Origin of the sequence: Pseudarthrobacter raffinosi, assembly GCF_023913735.1 — a bacterium.
GTDB classification, from domain to species: domain Bacteria; phylum Actinomycetota; class Actinomycetes; order Actinomycetales; family Micrococcaceae; genus Arthrobacter; species Arthrobacter raffinosi.
On the sequence record NZ_JAMXBH010000001.1, the window covers coordinates 101,597 to 120,505 of the forward strand.

Here is an 18,909-nt window from a genome sequence, read left to right on the forward strand (position 1 = left end):
CGGGTGCGCACCGCCGTCGGGCGTTATTGCATGCCCCAATCCGCTGTAATGCGGGACCGTCCGGCCGCCCCGGTACGGTTCAAAGCCGTGTCCTCAGGTAAGTTAGGGGGTGGTGAAATAGAACAAAATTTCCAAAAAATCAGCCGACCTCCAGGGAGACGCCCGCGCATGTCCAAGATTATCTATACCCACACCGACGAAGCGCCGATGCTGGCTACGTATTCGTTCTTGCCGATCATCGAAGCATTTGCTTCGACCGCAGGTGTGGAGGTGGAGACCCGTGACATTTCGCTCGCAGGCCGCATCATCTCCGTGTTCGGTGACTACCTCACCCCGGAACAGCAGATCGGCGACGCCCTTGCTGAACTGGGTGAGCTGGCAAAGACGCCGGAAGCCAACATCATCAAACTGCCCAACATCAGCGCTTCCATCCCGCAGCTGAAGGCCGCCGTCGCCGAGCTTCAGGGCCAGGGCTACAACCTGCCGGATTACCCGGACAACCCCTCCTCGGACGAGGAAACGGCCGTCCGCTCCCGCTACGACAAGATCAAGGGCTCCGCTGTGAACCCGGTCCTGCGCGAGGGAAACTCGGACCGCCGTGCACCGCTGTCCGTCAAGAACTACGCCCGCCAGAACCCGCACTCCATGGGTGCCTGGTCCGCGGATTCGAAGACCAACGTTGCATACATGACGGCTGACGACTTCCGCGCGAACGAGAAGTCCGTGGTCATCGAGTCCGACGGCACCATCGCCATCCAGCTAGTCCGCGAAGACGGCTCGGTCAAGGTCCTGAAGAAGGCCTTCCCCGTGCTGGCCGGCGAAGTCATCGACGGCACTGATATGCGCGCCGCAGCACTGGACGAGTTCCTGGCAGCCCAGGTAGTCCGCGCCAAGGAAGAGGGCGTCCTGTTCTCAGCGCACCTGAAGGCCACCATGATGAAGGTCTCGGACCCCATCATCTTCGGCCACGTGGTGAAGGCCTACTTCTCCGAACTGTTCGAGACCTACGGCAAGCAGCTCAAGGCCGCCGGCCTGAGCCCCAACAACGGCCTGGCCGCCATCCTGAGCGGCCTCGAGGAGCTGCCGGAGGACGTCCGTGAAGGCGTGAAGGCACTGATCCAGAAGGGCCTCGACGACGGCCCGGCACTGGCCATGGTGGACTCGGACAAGGGCATCACCAGCCTCAATGTGCCCTCCGACATCATCGTGGACGCATCCATGCCCGCCATGATCCGTTCCTCCGGCCACATGTGGGGCCCGGACGGCAAGGAAGCCGACACTCTGGCGGTCCTTCCGGACAGCTCCTACGCCGGCATCTACCAGGTTGTTTTGGACGACTGCCGCGCCCATGGCGCCTTCGACCCCACCACCATGGGCACAGTCCCGAACGTAGGCCTCATGGCCCAGGCCGCCGAGGAATACGGCAGCCACGACAAGACGTTCGAGATCCAGGAAGCCGGCACGGTACAGATCGTTGACGGTTCCGGCGCCGTGCTGATCGAACACGAAGTTGCTCCCGGTGACATCTGGCGCGCCTGCCAGGCCAAGGACGCCCCCATCCGCGACTGGGTCAAGCTCGCCGTCACCCGCGCCCGCGCTTCCAAGACGCCCGCCGTCTTCTGGCTGGACGAGACCCGCGCCCACGACCGCAACCTCATCGCCAAGGTGCGCGAGTACCTCAAGGACCACGACACCGAGGGCCTCCAGATCGAAATCATGTCCCCGGAGAAGGCAACGGCCTTCACCCTGGAACGCATCCGCAAGGGCGAGGACACCATCTCCGTCTCCGGCAACGTGCTCCGCGACTACCTCACGGACCTGTTCCCCATCCTGGAACTGGGCACCAGTGCCAAGATGCTTTCTGTGGTTCCGCTGATGAACGGCGGCGGACTCTTCGAGACCGGCGCCGGCGGATCTGCCCCCAAACACGTCCAGCAGCTGCTTAACGAAAACCACCTGCGCTGGGACAGCCTGGGCGAATTCCTCGCTCTGGCCGTCAGCTTCGAGCACCTGGCCACCACCACGAACAACGCCCGCGCGCAGGTCCTGGCAGACACCCTGGACAAGGCGACGGGAACTTTCCTGCTGGAAAACAAGTCCCCGAGCCGTCGCGCGGGCGAACTGGACAACCGTGGCAGCCACTACTTCCTCGCCCGCTACTGGGCTGAGGAACTGGCCAAGCAGACCGAGGATGCGGAGCTGGCGGCATCGTTCGCGGCTGTGGCCAAGGAGCTTTCCGCCAACGAGGACACTATCGTGGGCGAGCTGGCCGCGGTGCAGGGCTCAGCGGTGGACGTCGGCGGTTACTACCGTCCGGACGAGGCCAAGGCCTCGGCCGTGATGCGTCCGTCCGCCACGCTGAACAAGGTCATTGCGACGCTGAACTAAGCGGAAACGAACGTTAGGAGGCGGCGCCCCGGGAAACCGGGACGCCGCCTTTCTCGTATGGCCGACGGGAGCGGATGAAGCACGGGTGAGTTAATACACAACGGGCCGTCCGTCTGCCCGTCAGTCGTCGTCCTTGCCTTTGCCTCTATTTCCCTTGTCGTCTGTGGGCGCGGGAGCTACCGGCGCGGTGGCTGCTTTTTGGGCCGCATCGGCGTCCGCCTGCCTTTGCGCTGCGGCCGCGTCCTCCGCAGCCTTCGCTGCTGCGGCGTCGGCTACGGCCTTGGCCGCCGTCAGGTCTGCCCGGACGGCAGTGGCGGCCGTCGTGATGCTGCGCCGGCGTTCCTCGGAAACCTGCCCGGTCCGCGCAGCGGACGCGAGGTCGGCCTCGAGGCTATCCAAAGCTGCCAATCCGCCAGCGGGGTCATTATTCGCTGAGGCCTGGGTGACGCCGAGGACTCGTTCCTGGAGTTGGCGGGCGGCATCACGTTGAAGGCTGGCCTCAGCCGGACCGCACGCTGCCAGTGAACCGGCGAGCAGAAATGCTGCTGCAGCTGTCAGGCATTTGGCAGTGGCCGAACGCCCGCGGTGCTTCGGTGCAGGGCTCATGGTTCCACGCTCTCCTGAAGTTCCTTGAGGTGGTCGCCCAAGGTGCCGGTGACGGCGGGGTAAGGAACGACGTCGGGCGTTGGCTGAGGTGCCAGGCCCAAGGTCAGCGCCGCCGCGGCTGCTCCAGCGGCGAGCATGCCCAGTGCGGTGACCGTCCAGAACCGCCTTCCGGCGTGGCGGAGACGAGACAAGTCCGGGACCCAGCCCCGCGCGTCAGGACCGCGGGTGATGTCCAACTGGCCCTTGCTGGACCGGACTACAGGCAGATCTGATTCCGCGGTGATGGCGATGGACGGCGGCCTGAACGGCATGGCCGGGAGTACACGGGTTGTCTCCGCCGCGAGCTCGCCCGGTGCGGACACGGGTGACACCAGGGCCTGACGCAGAGCGGATTCAACATCGGACGCCACGGGACGTTCCAGCGGTTCGATGGCAGTCATTGAACGGATCAGATCAGCCCACTCCGCCGGAAGGTCAGCGGGGATCTCGGGTGCCCGGTGCAACCTGGCCACTGCGGATTCCACGGCGCTGCCCGGGAACTCAACGGTTTGCTTGACGCATTCCAGCAGTACCAGACCCAGCGAGTAGATATCCGTGGCGGGCGACAGGGGAGAACCCATGGCCTGCTCCGGACTGAGATATGCGGCCGTCCCCACCATGGTTCCCGTGGCGGTCAGCCGGGCTGAATCCGCCATCCTGGCGATGCCAAAATCCGTGAGTTTTGGTCGTAAAGGTTCGCCCGGACGGATCTTCACGAGCAAGATGTTCCCGGGCTTGATGTCGCGGTGGATGATGCCCAGGCTGTGCACGTAGGCCAGCGCGTCAGCTACGCCTGCCCCGATGACTGCAAGCTCGTCCAAGGGAACTGCACTGTGCCTGATCCGGCTGCGGAGGTCCTGGCCCTCCACGAGCTCCATGGTCAGGAACGGCCGAGGTTCGTCCAGGACACGGGTATCGATGCCTGCATCGAACAGCGTGACCAGGCTGGGATGGTTGAGCGTTGCCAGCAGTTGGATTTCGGCTTCCTGGCGCCTGAGCTCATTGGCATCCGGTGCCTGTGGGGCGAAGAGCTTCAGAGCGACATCCCTGCCGAGGTTTTCGTCCCGGGCGCGGTAGACGGATGACATGCCGCCGCGGCCGATTACGTCCGCCAGCCGATAGCGTTCGCCGAGCACTTCATTCTTAATGGAGCTAGGCGAATCCGCCACCATGACCAGTTCCTCCCGGTGCGCTGCGGCACTATTCCTGCTCAATAATACCGGCTGGCAGGGCATCCCTTAAGCCGTCTGCCGGCACGCCGGCGGCCCGGCTAAGAAGTGATTGGGACTTTCTCAGCCGGACCTCCGGTCACAAGGACAAGTGCTGGTAGTTGAGCTCTCTGGTTGCCACCTCCTATCCGAACAGTTGGCTAGGCCCCGAACGGCGGAGCCGGTGCGTTGACGGTCTTAGCCGTCGCAGTCCGCTGAGTGCGGAGGCCGCTAGGCCTTCCGACGCCGCTTGAGCATCAGCAGTCCGGCAAGCAGCAGGATGACGACTAGAGGGATCAGTGAAGCATCCATGCCCGTCTTGGCTAGGGCGGCCGTGCCGCCTTGGCCTGAGGTGTTGCCCATGGTGTTTGCTGCGGAAGATACCGAACCGGTGGTGGTGCCGGCGGGAACAACAGTGATACCGGTCGTGCCACCTCCCGTGGTGCCGGTCGTTCCGGTTCCCGGATCGGTGGTGCCGGTGGTTCCGGTTCCTGGGTCCGTTGTGTCCGTGTCACCCGTCGTGCCGGTTCCTGGGTCCGTTGTGTCCGTACCGGGCATTTCCGTACCGGGGGTTTCAGTACCTGGGGTTCCACAGCCATCGCCGCCGCCGAAGATGACGCATGCATCAATAACAACATTCGAGCCGTCAAGAACGCCGGACGTGCCCAGGCCGAGGTTTATGTCGGCTGCTGCGGCAACGTCGGCGGTGGTTCCGCTCCCGTCGGTGCCGCCGAGACCGAGGTTGACGTCGACCACAGCGGCGACGTCAGCAGTGTCCGACTGCGTTGAGCCACCCAGCAGGCCCAACGACGTCGAATCTGCGGACGTCGCCGCTGAGACCAGTGCGGAGGCCGTGAGGTCCGGTCCGCTGGTTGTGTCCGCGGCGCTGGCCGCGGTGGCGCCGAAGGCTAGTAGCCCGCCGGGCAAAGAGGGTGCTAAGCAGCCCCCTACGAAGGTTGCAATTCATGGTGATGTCTCCTGAAGAGTTGATTTGGGGTGCTGTTCAGCGCCTTGAGGCCGTGTTCTGCCCATGAAGGGCAGGGGGCTCAACTAGTCAGGAGAGGAACCGGGGTCGAATGACACCGGCGAAGGGACATGCTGAGGTGATCCGCTGACCGGGAAGGATCCCGGGAGCGGCAGGTCAAAACCGAACTCATTCAGCCAGGCAGCAGAGCCTGAGGGGCCGGATGGCGAGGCGCCACCCCCTGCCCCCGATGCAGGTCCTGCCGGGGCTGGAGCCGGAGGCATGGACGGGTCGACTGTCCACGTAATTCCGGGCGCAGCCGGGAGCGTTCGTGCGCTGGTCTTAGCCAGCGCGGACGACGTGCCAGTGGCGGCCCGAAAGTGGTCTGCAGTGTTGGTGGAGCGGCCCGGCGCATCATCGGCGCTGTGCTCAGCACCTGCAGTTGGTCCCGCGGCGGCATCCGTGCTGGTGGAGGCCTCACCGGCGACGGCAATCCCGTCAACGATCAGGTCGGGCAGCGTGACCGGCACGGCCGCCACGGTTGCATCCACCAGATCGACCAGGGGCTGCAGCGCGGGTTCAAGAACGGGGACCGCTTCGGCGAGTGGCGGAGCGACGGTCTCGATCAGGTCATCGGCAGCCGTATCGACCACTCCGGCAATCGGGACGGCCACGGAAGTGACGGTGCCAGCCGGAACCACGCTGTTCACTACGGGTAATGGGGCTATCAGGTGGTCCGCTGTGCCCGCCACGCTTCCCACAACGGGCTGCAGGAGTCCGTTGGGAGAAGGAGCCGGGGACGCGGCCGATGAAGAAAGGCCGCCCAGAAGGGATCCTGAATCTCTCGAGGAGTCAGCTGTTGCGGCTGAAGCGGAAAGTGTCAGCCAAGTGGCAGTCACTGCACCTGCGAGGAGAAGCGGCCGGAGCGCACGCCATGGCGAACGGAATTTAGCCATGCGTACCACCCCCAGCATCGTTGAGACCTACGATTTCATCAGCGTAAGACTCTCGCGTGCAGGAAGTCTAGGGAAACTGAAAATAAATCCAGCAAGCTTACTAATTTGTCACTCAGTCATCGATAACCGAAAGATGATTGTCAAGCCTGTTACAAAAAAATCATAGGCCATAACGATCAGTGGGCATCGTTCGGGTAGCTGACGCCCAGCTGCCCGCGCACTCCGTCAAAGAGCCGCATGGTTTTGATGGAATCCTCCAGCGGCATGACCGGGCTCTCGGTCAGGCCCTGTTGGATGCAGCGGGTCACCTCGCGCAGTTCGTAGGTATAGCCGATGCCGACGACGTCGAACGCCTCCGTGCGCAGGCCCTCCCGTCCGACGCCGATCACCAACTCCCGCGGATTGTTGATGGAACCGACACTCTGGAGGTAGCCCAGGCTGCCGGCCACGGTGGCAGTCCGCGGACCGTACGCCAGGAGCGAGGACGTCAGCTGGGCCTGGGCACCATGGTTGTAGCCGAGCGTCAGCGCATTCTGGGCGTCCACGCCGTCGTCATTAATGAAGCCGGTGGCACTGACGGTCTGCGGGAACCCCAGCGTTCCCACTGCCCACAGCAGGGGGTAGACCGAGATGTCCAGGAGGGCACCGCCACCGTCCTGCCTGGCCCACAGCCTGGACGTAGGGGAATACGGTGCGGGAAAACCCAGGTCAGCGGTCACCCAGTGCACGTCCCCGAGCTCCCCGGACGCGGCAATCTCGAACGCCCGCTGCATGCCCGGGAGGAAGCGGGACCACACTGCCTCCATGAGGAAGAGCTTCCGTTCCCGGGCAAGCGCGACGAGTTCGCTCGCTTCCCTGCCGTTGATGGTGAACGCCTTTTCGCACAGGACGTGCTTGCCCGCATTAAGCGCAGCGAGCACAATCTGGTGGTGCTGGGCGTGCGGTGTTGCGACGTAGACAACGTCCACCGAGTCATCGGCGAGCAGCCGCTGGTAGCCGGGCACGCCGTCGTCGTCCCCGTAGGCCTTGGCGAAACCGTAGTCCGCCGCGAAACTCTCCGCAGTGCCCGGTGAGCGGGAACTGACGGCATAGAGCTCGGCGTCTGGGAGCAGTGCCAGGTCCTGCGACACTGACCGCGCGATCCCGCCGGTGGCTATGACGCCCCACCGCAGGCGTCTTCCGGTGGCAGACCGGGGATCCGGGTCGGACTGGGTGGACAGCCACGGTGTGGCAATGGGCGCGCTCATGGTGCCCATCCTCTCATTCAGACCAGTGCGGGCGTCAGACCAAGGCGCGCGCCGGTTCTTCCGTCAGTCTGCCCTGCTGGAGCCTGAAGCGGCGGTCCGTCTTGTTGGCCAACGCCTTGTCGTGGGTGACCACAAGGATGGTGGTGTTGTGGTCACGCCTGAGCGAGCTGAGCAGTTCGATGATGTGGTCACCGGTCTGCTCGTCCAGGTTGCCGGTGGGCTCGTCAGCGAGGATCAGCTTGGGTTCGTTGGCCAGCGCCCGGGCAATCGCCACGCGCTGCTGCTCGCCGCCGGACAGCCGGTTGATGCGGCGCACCTGCTTCTCCGGGTCCAGCTGCACCTGCTCCAGAAGGTCCGTTGCCCGCTGCCGACGCTCGGTCCTGCGCACGCCCGCGAACTCCATGGGCAGCATGACGTTGTCCATCGCCGAAAGATTCGGGATCAGGTTGAACTGCTGGAAAACGAACCCGATATCCCGGCGCCGGTACTCGGTCAGCTTGCCGTCCGGCATCCCGGCCAGGCTCACGCCGTTGACGACGACGTCTCCGCTGGTCGGTTTGTCCAACGCACCCAGGAGGGACAACAGTGTGCTCTTGCCGCTGCCGCTCTTGCCGACAATGGACGCCAGCGTGCCCTGCTCCAGAACAAAACTGACGTCGTTGACCGGCTTGATGGTGCGGTCACCGGAGTTGAAAGTGCGGACCAGGTTCTTGACTTCAATCATGGCTATTCTCCTCGCAGGACTTCGATGGGACGGATGCGTGCCGTGAGCAGTGCAGGGACCAGCGCGCCGATGATGGCCACGCCGAACACCGCTGCGATGCCGGCGGCGATGACGCCGGGGGAGGCGCTGGCGGTGACCGATGTCAGCAGCTGGGAAGCGCCACCAAGGGGGTTCCCGGAGGGAAGGCCAGCGCCGCCGGGGAAGCCAGCACCGCCGCCCGGCATTCCGGCGCCGCCTGCAGCGCCGGCCATGGCGGCCCCGCGACCGGTGGTGGTGGCCGCCGTCGTGGTGGTGTTGGTGCTGATCAGCGCGGAAGCGATGCCGCCGCTGGCAAAGGAGGCGACGGCGGCGCCCACCGCGCTGCCCATGGCCACGAGGACCAGTGCCTCCAGCACGAACTGCAGGCCGATGGTGCGGTTGGGTGCTCCGATCGCCTTCAGAACACCGATTTCCCGGCGGCGTTCGCGGACCAGCATGACCATGATCAGCAGGATGATCAGTCCGGCGGTGCCCAGGGCAGCTACGAAGGCGATGAAGGAGATGTTCTTGACGCTGCCGAGCGAGCTGACCGCCGACTCCAGGTTCTGGCCCTGCGTGACGTCGGCTTTGTCGGTGCCGAGGGCGGACTCAAGCGCGGCCTTGGCGGCCTCGAGGTTTTCCATGCCGTCCACCGTGACAATCATCGAGGACAGCTCGCCCGGCAGTTCCGCCACGGTCTGGGCCGTGGGGAGGGTCAGGTAAAGGGCGTTGTTGCCGAACGTAGGGCCGGAGTCGAAGAGGCCGGCCACAGTGAACGTCTGCTCGTTGATGGTGAACGTGGAGCCGATGGTCAGGTTGTTCTTCTCGGCCAGAGTGGTTCCCAGGAGGGCGTTGGCGGATTCAGCCGTGTAGTCGCCGAGCCCGGTGCCTTCGGTGATGGTCAGGCTCTTGCCGATGGTGTCCACTTCGCCGCCGATTCCGGTTGCAGTGATCGGGAGGGAGCGTACCGGCTGCGCGGTGGTGGTTCCGGTGGTGCCGTTTGCGGGCTGGTTCCGTCCACCGAGGGTGCCAGCGTCGATGGCTGCGGTAAGGCTGGTGGTCAACGTGGTGGCGTTCTGTCCGGCGGGACCGCCCTGGCCGCCGGCCGGGTTGACGGTCAGGACGGTCCCGACGGACGCGTTCAGCTCCTGGACTTTGGCTCCGACGGCCTGGTTGGCCACCAGCATGGCCAGTGCAAGTCCGATCGCGACGGCCAGGAGTGCCACCACCGCGGCTGTTCGGACCTTGTTTCTGAAGGCATTGCCAACACTCCGGGCAAGGACGCTCACTATACTCCTAGGATCTGGGGCCGGCGGAAGGCCGGCATCTGCTCCTACCCTCGCTTCGGGGCCTGTGCAGGAAGGCGGCCGAAGCTGTGTTTGGGCTGTGAAAGGCGGCGGGCAGTGAGAGAGCGCTAGTGAAAAGCGTGCATTAAGTGAGAGAGCGTTGGAATGCGGAATGCCCCGGCTCCCTGTGGGGGAGCCGGGGCATTCTATGTAAACCGGTGGTGACCGGCGGACCGCGTTACTTAGACCGCGTTACTTAGACCGCGTTACTTGGTCAGCGGGCCCAGTACCGGATCGTCCACGTAGGCCGTCTTCACGTTGGCGGCGGTCACGATGACCGGCGGCAGCAGGAAAGCGGGTACGGTCTTCACCGTGTTGTTGTAGGACTTGTCGTCGTTGATCTCAGGCGTCTTGCCTGCCTGGAGATCCTTGACCATCACGATTGCGTGCTCAACGAGCTTGCGGGTGTCCTTGTTGATGGTGGAGTACTGCTCGCCGGCAAGGATGGACTTGACGGATTCAACTTCCGAGTCCTGGCCGGTGATGATGGGCAGCGGCTTACCGGCGGCCTTGACAGAAGTCAGGACAGCGCGGGCCAAGGTGTCGTTCGGTGAGAGGACACCGTCCAGGGCAGCGGTCCCGTAGGAGCCGGTCAGCAGGGTGTCGGCGCGGCGCTGGGCGTTCTCTGCCTTCCAGCCCTGGGTGACTGCCTGTTCGAAGGTGGTCTGGCCGGAGACAACTTTGAGCGTTCCGTCGTCGATCTTGGGCTTCAGGATGCTCATGGCCCCGTCGAAGAAGACCTTCGCGTTGGCATCATCCGGCGACCCGGCGAAGAGCTCGACGTTGTAGGGGCCGGTCGGCTTCTTGGCCTTCATGCCGTCCAGCAGCGCCTGGCCCTGCAGCACGCCCACCTTGAAGTTGTCGTAGGCCACGTAGTAGTCCACGTTCTCCGTGTTGAGCAGGAGCCGGTCATAAGCAATGATCGTCGCGCCGGAGTCCTTCGCCTGCTTCAGCTGTGTACCCAGCTGGGCACCGTCGATGGCACCGACAATGATCACCTTGGCGCCCTTGGTAATCATGGCGCTGATCTGGTTCTGCTGCTCGGAGACGCCGCCGTTGGCGAACTGCACGTCCGGCTTGAAGCCGGCGCCGGAGAGCCCATCGTTGAAGAGCTTCTCCGCCAGCACCCAGTTTTCGCTGGTCTTCTGGGGAAGCGCGACGCCGATGGAGGAGTTCTGCTCGAAGCCGCCGGCTCCGGTGGTGCTGGTGGTGCCGGGTTCGGCCCGTCCGCAGGCCGTCATCGCCAGTGCTGCGATTGCAGCTATCGCTGCTGCCTTTCCTGCTTTACCAATCATTCGCATTTCTTGGTCCACTTTCTCTTTGAGGGTATTGGTTCCGGAACCTGCATCGCTCAGGCTTCCCTGGCGATCGTTTCCTTGGTGGAGGTGGTTTCGTCGGGCTGCAGGGGTGTGCCGGGCCCGCCGGTTGGGCGGTTGAAGTTGTTCATCATCAGTCCGATGATGGACCGCTTGCCCTGAGACTTGTTGTAGACGTCGAACGCCACTGCGATCAGCAGGACCAGGCCCTTAATGATTTGGGTGAGGTCGGCGCCGACGCCGAGGAGCTGCAAGCCGTTGTTCAGGACTGCCATGACCAGGCCACCGATGATGGAACCGATCACGGTGCCCACGCCGCCCGTCACGGCCGCGCCGCCGATGAAGACTGCGGCGATGGCATCCAGTTCCCAGCCGACGCCGTCGAACGGGCCCGAAGCGGTGGAGCGCCCCACGAAGATCATGCCCGCGAGGCCAGCCAGGATGGACATGTTCATCATGACCAGGAAGTTGACCTTCTTGGACTGGACGCCGGAGAGTTCGGCTGCATGCCGGTTGCCGCCCACGGCGTAAATGTGGCGACCCACCACGGTCTTGGAAGAGACGAAGCCGTAAATCAGGACCAGGACGGCGAGGATCAGGCCGGGGATGGGGAAGGACGTGCCCGGACGGCCGGTGGCGAAGAGGTACGTGGCGTACAGGATGGCCGCGCAGACCAGGACAAGCTTCAGGACGACCACCCAGGTCTCTGCCACTTCGGCGCCCAGCACCTTCGCGGTCCGGCGGCGGCGGATTTCGCTGAAGATCACAAAGGCGACTGCAGCGAGGCCGATCAGCAGGGTGAGGTTGTTGTAGCCGGTGCTGGGCCCAACCTCAGGAAGGTAGCCGGAACCCAGGTACTGGAAGTCATTGGGTACCGGGATGGTGTTGGACTTGCCCACGAACTGGTTGAAGCCACGGAACAGGAGCATGCCGGCCAAGGTGACGATGAAGGCGGGGATCCCTACGTACGCCGTCCAAAGTCCTTGCCACGCACCGATCAGGGCACCCAGGAGCAGGCCCAGCAGCACGCCGGCGTACCAGGGGATACCCCAGTCGCGGATGGCCAGGGCCACTGTCACGCCCACAAACGCGGCCACGGATCCTACGGAGAGGTCGATGTGACCGGCGATGATGACCAGCACCATGCCGATGGCGAGGATGAGGATGTACGAGTTGCCATTGAAGAGGTTGATGACATTGCCCGGAGTGAGAGTGCGGCCCTCTGTGGTGATCTGGAAAAAGACGATCAGTGCGACCAGGGCGAAGATCATCCCGAATTGGCGGGTATTGCCGCCAAACAGCTTCTTGAGCGCGTTCATTGTTTCAGTCCTTGTATCTGGAAGGATCTGGAGGATTCCAGAGGGTCAGGCGGCCTTACGGGCGGAGGTCATGAGTTTCATCAGGCTTTCCTGGCTCGCTTCCTCCTTATTCAGGACCCCGGTGATGGCGCCCTCGAAGATGGTGTAGATGCGGTCGGAAAGACCCAGCAGCTCGGGCAGCTCGGATGAGATGACCACCACGCCTTTGCCCTGGTTGGCCAGTTGCTGGATGATGCCGTAGATCTCGTACTTGGCGCCCACATCGATGCCACGCGTCGGTTCATCCAGAATGAGGAGGTCCGGGTCCGTGAACATCCACTTCGCCAGAACCACCTTCTGCTGGTTGCCGCCCGACAGCTTGGCGACGCCTTCCTCCACAGAGGGCGTCTTGGTACGCAGCGCCTTGCGGTACTGCTCGGCAACTTCGAATTCCTTGGCAGTGTCCACCACGCTGTTTCGGCTGATCTTCTTGAGGTTCGCTGAAACGGTGGTGGCCTTGATGTCATCGAGCAGGTTCAGGCCCAGGGACTTTCGGTCCTCGGTCACATAACCCAGTCCGGCGTCAATCGCCTGCCGGACGTTTTTGAGGACAACTTCCTTGCCGTCCTTATATACATGGCCGTTGATGAACCGGCCATAGGAGCGGCCGAAGACGGAGCGGGCCAGTTCGGTACGGCCGGCACCCATCAGCCCGGCGAATCCCACAATCTCGCCGCGCCGCACAAAGAAGTTTGAGCTCTTGCAGACCAGCCTGTCCTGGATGGCGGGGTGGCCAACGGACCAGTCCTTCACTTCGAAGAACACTTCGCCGATCTTGGGGGTGTGGTCGGGGAAGCGGGACTCCAGGGCCCGGCCCACCATGCCCTTGATGATGCGGTCCTCGTCGACGCCGTCGGCCTTGACGTCGAGCGTTTCGATCGACTTGCCGTCCCGGATGATGGTGATGGAATCGGCGATCTGCTCGATCTCGTTGAGCTTGTGGGAAATGATGATCGAGGTGATGCCTTTGGCCTTGAGGCCCAGCATCAGGTCCAGGAGGTGCTGGGAATCGGATTCGTTCAGCGCCGCGGTCGGCTCGTCCAGAATGAGGATCTTGACTGACTTGTTCAGGGCCTTGGCGATCTCCACGAGCTGCTGCTTGCCGACGCCGATCTCCTTGATGGGGGTGTCCGGGTCTTCCCTGAGTCCCACCCGGGCCAGCAGCTCCGTGGACCGCTGCCGGGCCTCCGCCCAGTTGATGACGCCGCGTTTGGTCGGTTCGTTGCCCAGGAAGATGTTCTCCATGATGGACAGTTCCGGGATCAGGGCCAGCTCCTGGTGGATGATCACAATGCCGGCGTGCTCGCTGGCGCGGATGTCCTTGAACTGCTGGACCTCGGTCTGGTATACGATGTCGCCGTCGTAGCTGCCGTACGGGTAGACGCCCGAAAGCACCTTCATCAGCGTGGATTTGCCGGCGCCGTTTTCGCCGCAGATAGCGTGAATCTCGCCGGCTTTGACCCGGAGGCTCACTTCCGACAATGCCTTGACGCCGGGAAATTCCTTGGTGATGGAACGCATCTCCAGGATGACCGGGTCAGTGTGCGTGGTCTGGGACGTCATTTGCCCTTACGCCTCCAATGCATGACTTCTTTGTCCGCCCCGCAAAGCGCAGGGGCGTCTGATGAAAAAGTAAACTGGATCACACCCGTTGTCGTCAAGTCTTTAACGCAATTGCCGGATAACAAAACGGCTACGTTCGCCGGATCCCGGCATGCTGGAACACCAACGCGGCAGCCCCCAGGGCCTCCGCGCGGTCCCCAAGTGAGGACATCGTCAGCTTGGTGGTCTCGCCGATCACCGGCACTGCATGCCGGATAAGCCCCCTCCGAATGGGGTCGAGCAGCAGGTCGCCCAGCCCCGCGAGGGGACCGCCCACCACGATCACTTCAGGGTTGATCAGATTGGCCACATTGCCCAGGGCGCGTCCCACTGCCAGGCCTGCATCATCCACCACCCTGAGCGTGGCGGAGTCGCGCGCCAGGGCTTTGCGCACGATGTCCGCCGGCGTCAGGGGCGGGTCTTCGCCGCGGCCCAGCAGCTCCATCATGGTGGTAGTGGAGGCGATGGTCTCCAGACAGCCACGGTTACCGCAGCGGCACACCAGCCCGTGCTCGTGGATCGTTGCATGGCCGATTTCGCCCGTAATGCCGACGTTGCCGTAGTACGGCGCGCCGTTGAGGATCAGGCCCGCGCCGATGCCCGATCCGATCTTGAGGAACATCAGGTTGCTCACGCCCGAATGCGGCCCCCAAGTGACCTCGGACCAAGCGCCAAGATTGGCGTCGTTGTCAACGAATACGGGGATATTGAGCTTTTCCTCCAGATGCTGGAGGATGTTGATGCCCACCCATTCGGGGAGGATAGCGCCCTGCGCCACGGTGCCGGTCCGGCGGTCGATGGGGCCGGGAATTCCGACGCCGGCGCCCACCACCAGGGTCCGGTCCACGCCGCTTTGCTGCAGCAGTTTGTCCAGTAGTCCGACGGCTGCCCGGATGCCTTCCTCGGCCTGGTGGCCGAGCGACAGCAGGACGGATTCCTCGGCGATCACGTGGTAGCTCAGGGATGCCAGGACCACTCGGAGATGCCGCCGGCCGAAATCGATTCCCACTGCCACCGCGCCGTTGCTGTTTAGTCTTACGTTGAGTGCCCTGCGGCCGGAACTGGTGATCGGCTCGGTTGACGCCAGGCCCGCGTCCTGCATGATTTTGACGATGTTGGACACCGTGGCGGTGGAGAGGCCGGTCTGGCGCGCAAGCTCGGCCTGGGTGGACGGGCCGCTCATGAGGGTCTCGATGATCCGTTGCTGGTTCAGTTGCCGGAGGGCTGACTGGGATCCCGGATTTTTTGGCTTGCTCCTCGTCGAGCGCGGTGTGGCGGACATGAAAAGAAGACTGCCCTACATTGACGGTTGCAGTCAAGAAGTTAACGCAAGGAGTCTGCCGGATGAGACAAAAAGATAGGACGATCCGTCCCTCCTGTGGCTTCGGCCGGTGCAATTGGCCCCGGATGCCGTTCAGGCCCGGTGGCTAGGCTGGAAAAAGCGGACGCATACTTCCTGTGGCCGTCCCGATCATGTGAGGTGGAAACGGTGCTGCTGGCCCTGATGCAGGCAAACGCCCGCGTACTCGATGTGGATGCAAACTGTGCCGCCCTGGATGCGGCTGCCCGGGCGGCCGCCGGGGAGGGCGCAGCAGTCCTGGTCACCCCGGAGCTGTTTCCCGTGGGCTACGCGCCGCTGCGGCTCCGCGCGGAGCTGGACCCCACCGGGCTTCCCGCCATCAGGGGGACGCTGGCAGGCATCGCGCGGCGCCACGGGATCGGACTGGTCTACAGCCTGCCGTCAGTCACGGAAAGGGGCAGCTGGCACATCACCTCCACGCTCGTGGACAGCGCCGGGGTTGAGCTTCTCACCTACGCAAAAGTGCACCTCTTTGGCGATGACGAACGCGCGGCGTTCAGCCCCGCCGAAGCCGCTCCCGCCGTCGTCGATTTCAACGGATTCCGGACCTCAATGGTGATCTGCTACGACGTGGAATTTCCGGAATCGGTCAGGGCCGCCGCGCTGGGCGGGGCAGAGCTGCTCCTGGTGCCGACCGCTCTGGCGCACGGCTTCGAGGCGGTTCCCCAAGTGCTGCTCCGGGCCCGCGCGCTGGAAAGCCAGCTGACCATCGCCTATGCCAACCACTCAGGAACCGAGGACGGCTGCGAATTCCTCGGCGGCAGTGTCATTGCCGGACCGGATGGTTCGCTGCTGGCCACGGCGGGACCGGGGCCCGAACTCCTGTTCGCCGAGGTGGATCCGGACGCCGCCCGGATTACCCGTGACGTGATGCCCTATCTCCGGGAACGCCGCCCGGAGCTCTACCGGTCCTGGGGCATCTGAACCATCCGGTCCTCCAGGCCGTCCACATACTGCAGGGCAATCCACAGCTCCGCCCGCACGTGGGCGGAACCAAGGTCCATGGCCAGCAGCTCGGCCAGTGCATTGATCTGGCGCCGCACGCTGTTCCGGTGCATCCCCAGGACTTTGGCAGTGGCATCCCAGTTGCCGTTTTCGCCCAGCCACGACTTCAGGACACTGAGTTGGGAGCTGATTCGGTCAGGCTCCTGCGCCAGGATCGGTTCCAGCAACCGGGCGGCAAGCATGGTGCCGGCGCTGCGGCCCAAGAGCCCCGTGACCGACCACGTGACGTCATCCACGCGCACACTTTGTCCGCTGGCCTGGACGCGGGGCCGCAGCGACGCCGCACGCTGGTACGCGGCAGGAAGTCCGGCCATTTCCGTCGGATCGCCCACCACCAGGCGCCAGCCCAGCTCCTCCACCTCATGCAGCAGCGTGTCGTCCACCTTGAGCCGGGTGACGGCGGCAAACCCGTAGTCCGTCAGTTCCACCATCTTCGTGTCGAACAGCCTGCGCCACTGCAGCAGTTCCCTGACAGGGCCATCGGCCGGCGCGGGCGCCGACGCGTCCGCCCGCACGCCCTGAACCACCCGGAGGGCACCGGACCGGGTTCCGGAAACGCTTTGCGCCAGGAGGTCCCTGAGGACGTTCAGCTGCCGGGTTGAGCCGGCGGCCAGGCTCTCCGGATGCAGCAGCAGCGCCGTTGCCAGCTGGCTGGGGGCGAGCGAGCCGCTGGTGCGTTGTCGCACCAGCAGTTCCAGCAGCCCCACTACCGAGGACACCACACTGTTCTGCGCCGGGGTCAGCGCCCTGTCCGTCCCGAGGATCAAAGCGCCGAGGGTGGCGTCCCGCGTGCTGCGCAGCGGATGCCCGAACACCAGGGCAGAGCCGGGAATGTCGAAGGAATCCATTTCCACCCGGGGGCCGCTGCCGCTGAGCAGCCGGTCGAGGATCTGCTGCAGGGCGGGAAGTTCGACGCCGGTGCCCGCCCGGGCGCGGACCCTTCCGTCCGCGCCGACCAGCACCGCCCACACGGGAACCCGCTGGGCCAGTGCGGCCAGGAGTTCATGCTCGGGGCGGGCGGAGAGGACTGCGCGCATCAGCTGCCGGTTGATGTCCGCCAGCTGCCTGAAGGCTTTGGCGTTATCCGATTCGAGCAGCTGCGAAAATTCCAGCCCGATGGCAGCGAACGGCACAGTGCTTGGTACCTGAACCAGAGTCAGGTTATGCCGGACGCAGGCCTTCACCAGTGCCTCCGGCGCTGCGTCGAAGTAGGGTTCCAGCCCGAAGCCCAGGGCCCCCACCCCGGCTCCCACCAGACGCCGCACGTACGCGTCGACCCGGACCTGGTTGCCTGCCTCGCCCACAAACGGCAGACCCGCCGTGAGGAGGAACTCACCGTCGAGCAGGTACGGCGTGGGGTCCTCCAGCTCGCTGGGCTCTACCCAGCGCAGCAGGCCGGAACCGTTGCCGCCGTCGTGCAGGATCGTTAACTCCGGCGGCAACTTTTCCAGGAACTGCTCCAACGTGACAGCGCTGATCGGCTCGGCGCCGGTCCCTCTTCCCGTTACGGCTCTGGTGCCCGCTCCCGCGGCAGCTTCAGGCGACATGCGGCACGCTGACTTCAGGATCCTGGTAGTCGGGGCACTCGTAGGCCCTGGGCAGCCGCGGCGCTATCCGGTTGATGATTTCGTCGCCGTGGCTGCCGATGGCCGAGCCCCATTCGTCCGCGCTCGCCGCACCGGTGTCCGGATCGCCGAACAGCACGGCCGTGTCGCCGACGGAAACTCCGCAGGCTTCCAGGCCGAGGTCCACCATGAACTGGTCCATGCACACCTTGCCGATCACGGGCACCCGCCTGCCGCCCAGTTGGACAATGCTGCGCCCTGAGATGCCTTTCGGGATGCCGTCCGCATAGCCGAGGGGGATCAGCCCCAGATACCTTGCCTCGTGGGTGATGGCCTGGTGTTCGTAGCTCACGCCGGTGCCGGCCGGAACCTTCTTCACGAGCACAACGGGAGCCGTGACAGTCAGGACCGGGCGCAGCCCGAAATCCGCGGGGTCAAGATGGTCGGCGGGCGCCAGGCCATAAATGGCCAGCCCGGCCCGCACCATGTCGAAGGCAAACTCAGGGCGGTCCAGGATGTTGGCAGAGCTGGACACATGCCTCAGCTCCGGTTCCAGGCCGCCTTCCCTGGCCTGCCGTACGGCTTCCCCGAAGGCGTCCACCGCTGCGGCGTTCCCGGGGTGGGCCGGTACGTCGGCCCAGGCCAGGTGGGTCCAGATGCCCCGGACAGTGAGGGTCCCCTCGAGCTCGGCGTTGCGTGCAGCGGCCACAAGGTTAACCCAGTCTTCCGCGCGGGCGCCGCCGCGACTCAACCCGCTGTCCAGCTCAAGGTGGACCGCGGCCGGCCTTCCGAGCGTGCGGGCGATGCCGGCCACAACGTCGAGTTGGGCGGGGCTGCCCAAGGACATGTCGACGTCGTTTTCCACAGCTTCGCGAATGATCTCGCTGGACGCTGTGGCGAGGTACAGCCAGGACAGCACCGGCGCCGTGATGCCTGCGCGGCGTAGCGCAAGAGCCTCCGTGAGCTGTGCCGTTCCGAGCCAGTCAGCGCCGGCAGACAGGGCAGCCTGCGCCACCTCGACAAGCCCGTGGCCATAGGCGTTGCCTTTCACCACCGCCATGAAGTGCGGTGCGGGAGTGAGTTTCCGGAGGGCGCGGACATTATCGGAAATCGCGGCCAGATCAACGCTGACCCGGCCGGAAAGCACTGCCGAAGGCGTGCTGGTCTGTTGTGCATTACGTCTCATGCCAGAACACTATAGGTCATT

General features: G+C 64.6%; 15 protein-coding genes. 2 read left to right on the forward strand and 13 right to left on the reverse strand.

Features of this window, described 5'->3' with window-relative positions; all coding sequences use genetic code 11:
• Positions 1–168 precede the first annotated feature (168 nt).
• On the forward strand, positions 169–2,388 hold the full coding sequence (locus NG698_RS00465) for an NADP-dependent isocitrate dehydrogenase (protein ID WP_252607782.1): 2,220 nt from the start codon (positions 169–171) through the stop codon (positions 2,386–2,388).
• Between the two features lie 120 nt (positions 2,389–2,508).
• On the opposite strand, the gene NG698_RS00470 is transcribed toward NG698_RS00465, so the two are convergent.
• The 11 genes from NG698_RS00470 to NG698_RS00520 form a co-directional block, all read right to left on the reverse strand.
• A complete protein-coding gene (locus NG698_RS00470; protein WP_252601170.1) occupies positions 2,509–2,994 on the reverse strand; it encodes a hypothetical protein in 486 nt (161 codons plus the stop codon).
• Entirely contained in the window at positions 2,991–4,205 is a 1,215-nt protein-coding gene (locus NG698_RS00475) for a serine/threonine-protein kinase (protein ID WP_252607896.1), read from the reverse strand. The genes NG698_RS00470 and NG698_RS00475 overlap by 4 nt, the downstream gene beginning before the upstream one ends.
• A gap of 267 nt (positions 4,206–4,472) precedes the next feature.
• The gene (locus NG698_RS00480) at positions 4,473–5,168 is read right to left on the reverse strand and encodes an LPXTG cell wall anchor domain-containing protein (RefSeq protein ID WP_252607783.1); all 696 of its coding nucleotides are present in this window, start codon (positions 5,166–5,168) and stop codon (positions 4,473–4,475) included.
• 123 nt (positions 5,169–5,291) lie between these two features.
• Positions 5,292–5,879: a hypothetical protein gene (locus NG698_RS00485; protein WP_252607784.1), complete on the reverse strand. Its 588-nt coding sequence runs from the start codon at positions 5,877–5,879 to the stop codon at positions 5,292–5,294.
• Between the two features lie 458 nt (positions 5,880–6,337).
• A complete protein-coding gene (locus NG698_RS00490) occupies positions 6,338–7,408 on the reverse strand; it encodes a Gfo/Idh/MocA family protein (protein WP_252607785.1) in 1,071 nt (356 codons plus the stop codon).
• Between the two features lie 34 nt (positions 7,409–7,442).
• Positions 7,443–8,132: an ABC transporter ATP-binding protein gene (locus tag NG698_RS00495; protein ID WP_252601159.1), complete on the reverse strand. Its 690-nt coding sequence runs from the start codon at positions 8,130–8,132 to the stop codon at positions 7,443–7,445.
• Positions 8,133–8,134: 2 nt separating this feature from the next.
• Complete coding sequence (locus NG698_RS00500; protein WP_252607786.1) at positions 8,135–9,439, reverse strand: ABC transporter permease; 1,305 nt, start codon at positions 9,437–9,439, stop codon at positions 8,135–8,137.
• 263 nt (positions 9,440–9,702) lie between these two features.
• Positions 9,703–10,797 carry a substrate-binding domain-containing protein gene (locus NG698_RS00505; RefSeq protein ID WP_252603689.1) on the reverse strand — a complete coding sequence of 365 codons (1,095 nt, stop codon included), beginning with the start codon at positions 10,795–10,797 and terminating at the stop codon, positions 9,703–9,705.
• Positions 10,798–10,847: 50 nt separating this feature from the next.
• Complete coding sequence (mmsB, locus tag NG698_RS00510) at positions 10,848–12,131, reverse strand: multiple monosaccharide ABC transporter permease (protein WP_252607787.1); 1,284 nt, start codon at positions 12,129–12,131, stop codon at positions 10,848–10,850.
• A 45-nt stretch (positions 12,132–12,176) separates the two neighbouring features.
• Positions 12,177–13,733 carry a multiple monosaccharide ABC transporter ATP-binding protein gene (mmsA, locus tag NG698_RS00515; RefSeq protein WP_252603695.1) on the reverse strand — a complete coding sequence of 519 codons (1,557 nt, stop codon included), beginning with the start codon at positions 13,731–13,733 and terminating at the stop codon, positions 12,177–12,179.
• 130 nt (positions 13,734–13,863) lie between these two features.
• Positions 13,864–15,054, reverse strand: coding sequence for an ROK family transcriptional regulator (locus NG698_RS00520; RefSeq protein WP_252607788.1), 1,191 nt, complete (start codon positions 15,052–15,054; stop codon positions 13,864–13,866).
• Between the two features lie 207 nt (positions 15,055–15,261).
• Here NG698_RS00520 and NG698_RS00525 point away from each other — a divergent pair, with 207 nt between their 5' ends.
• On the forward strand, positions 15,262–16,056 hold the full coding sequence (locus NG698_RS00525; RefSeq protein ID WP_252607789.1) for a carbon-nitrogen hydrolase family protein: 795 nt from the start codon (positions 15,262–15,264) through the stop codon (positions 16,054–16,056).
• Here the strand turns inward: NG698_RS00525 and NG698_RS00530 are convergent.
• The gene (locus NG698_RS00530; protein ID WP_252603700.1) at positions 16,035–17,684 is read right to left on the reverse strand and encodes a PucR family transcriptional regulator; all 1,650 of its coding nucleotides are present in this window, start codon (positions 17,682–17,684) and stop codon (positions 16,035–16,037) included. The genes NG698_RS00525 and NG698_RS00530 overlap by 22 nt on opposite strands.
• Positions 17,674–18,888, reverse strand: a complete 1,215-nt coding sequence (gene alr, locus NG698_RS00535; RefSeq protein WP_252607790.1) for an alanine racemase — start codon at positions 18,886–18,888, stop codon at positions 17,674–17,676. The genes NG698_RS00530 and alr overlap by 11 nt, the downstream gene beginning before the upstream one ends.
• Positions 18,889–18,909: the final 21 nt, after the last annotated feature.

Coding starts and splice junctions, on each gene's coding strand:
- alr (WP_252607790.1), bottom strand. CDS start 18,888: ATGAGACGTAATGCACAACAGACCAGCACGCCTTCGGCAGTGCTTTCC.
- mmsB (WP_252607787.1), bottom strand. CDS start 12,131: ATGAACGCGCTCAAGAAGCTGTTTGGCGGCAATACCCGCCAATTCGGG.
- NG698_RS00470 (WP_252601170.1), bottom strand. CDS start 2,994: ATGAGCCCTGCACCGAAGCACCGCGGGCGTTCGGCCACTGCCAAATGC.
- NG698_RS00520 (WP_252607788.1), bottom strand. CDS start 15,054: ATGTCCGCCACACCGCGCTCGACGAGGAGCAAGCCAAAAAATCCGGGA.
- NG698_RS00505 (WP_252603689.1), bottom strand. CDS start 10,797: ATGCGAATGATTGGTAAAGCAGGAAAGGCAGCAGCGATAGCTGCAATC.
- NG698_RS00465 (WP_252607782.1), top strand. CDS start 169: ATGTCCAAGATTATCTATACCCACACCGACGAAGCGCCGATGCTGGCT.
- NG698_RS00490 (WP_252607785.1), bottom strand. CDS start 7,408: ATGAGCGCGCCCATTGCCACACCGTGGCTGTCCACCCAGTCCGACCCG.
- NG698_RS00530 (WP_252603700.1), bottom strand. CDS start 17,684: ATGTCGCCTGAAGCTGCCGCGGGAGCGGGCACCAGAGCCGTAACGGGA.
- NG698_RS00495 (WP_252601159.1), bottom strand. CDS start 8,132: ATGATTGAAGTCAAGAACCTGGTCCGCACTTTCAACTCCGGTGACCGC.
- mmsA (WP_252603695.1), bottom strand. CDS start 13,733: ATGACGTCCCAGACCACGCACACTGACCCGGTCATCCTGGAGATGCGT.
- NG698_RS00475 (WP_252607896.1), bottom strand. CDS start 4,205: ATGGTGGCGGATTCGCCTAGCTCCATTAAGAATGAAGTGCTCGGCGAA.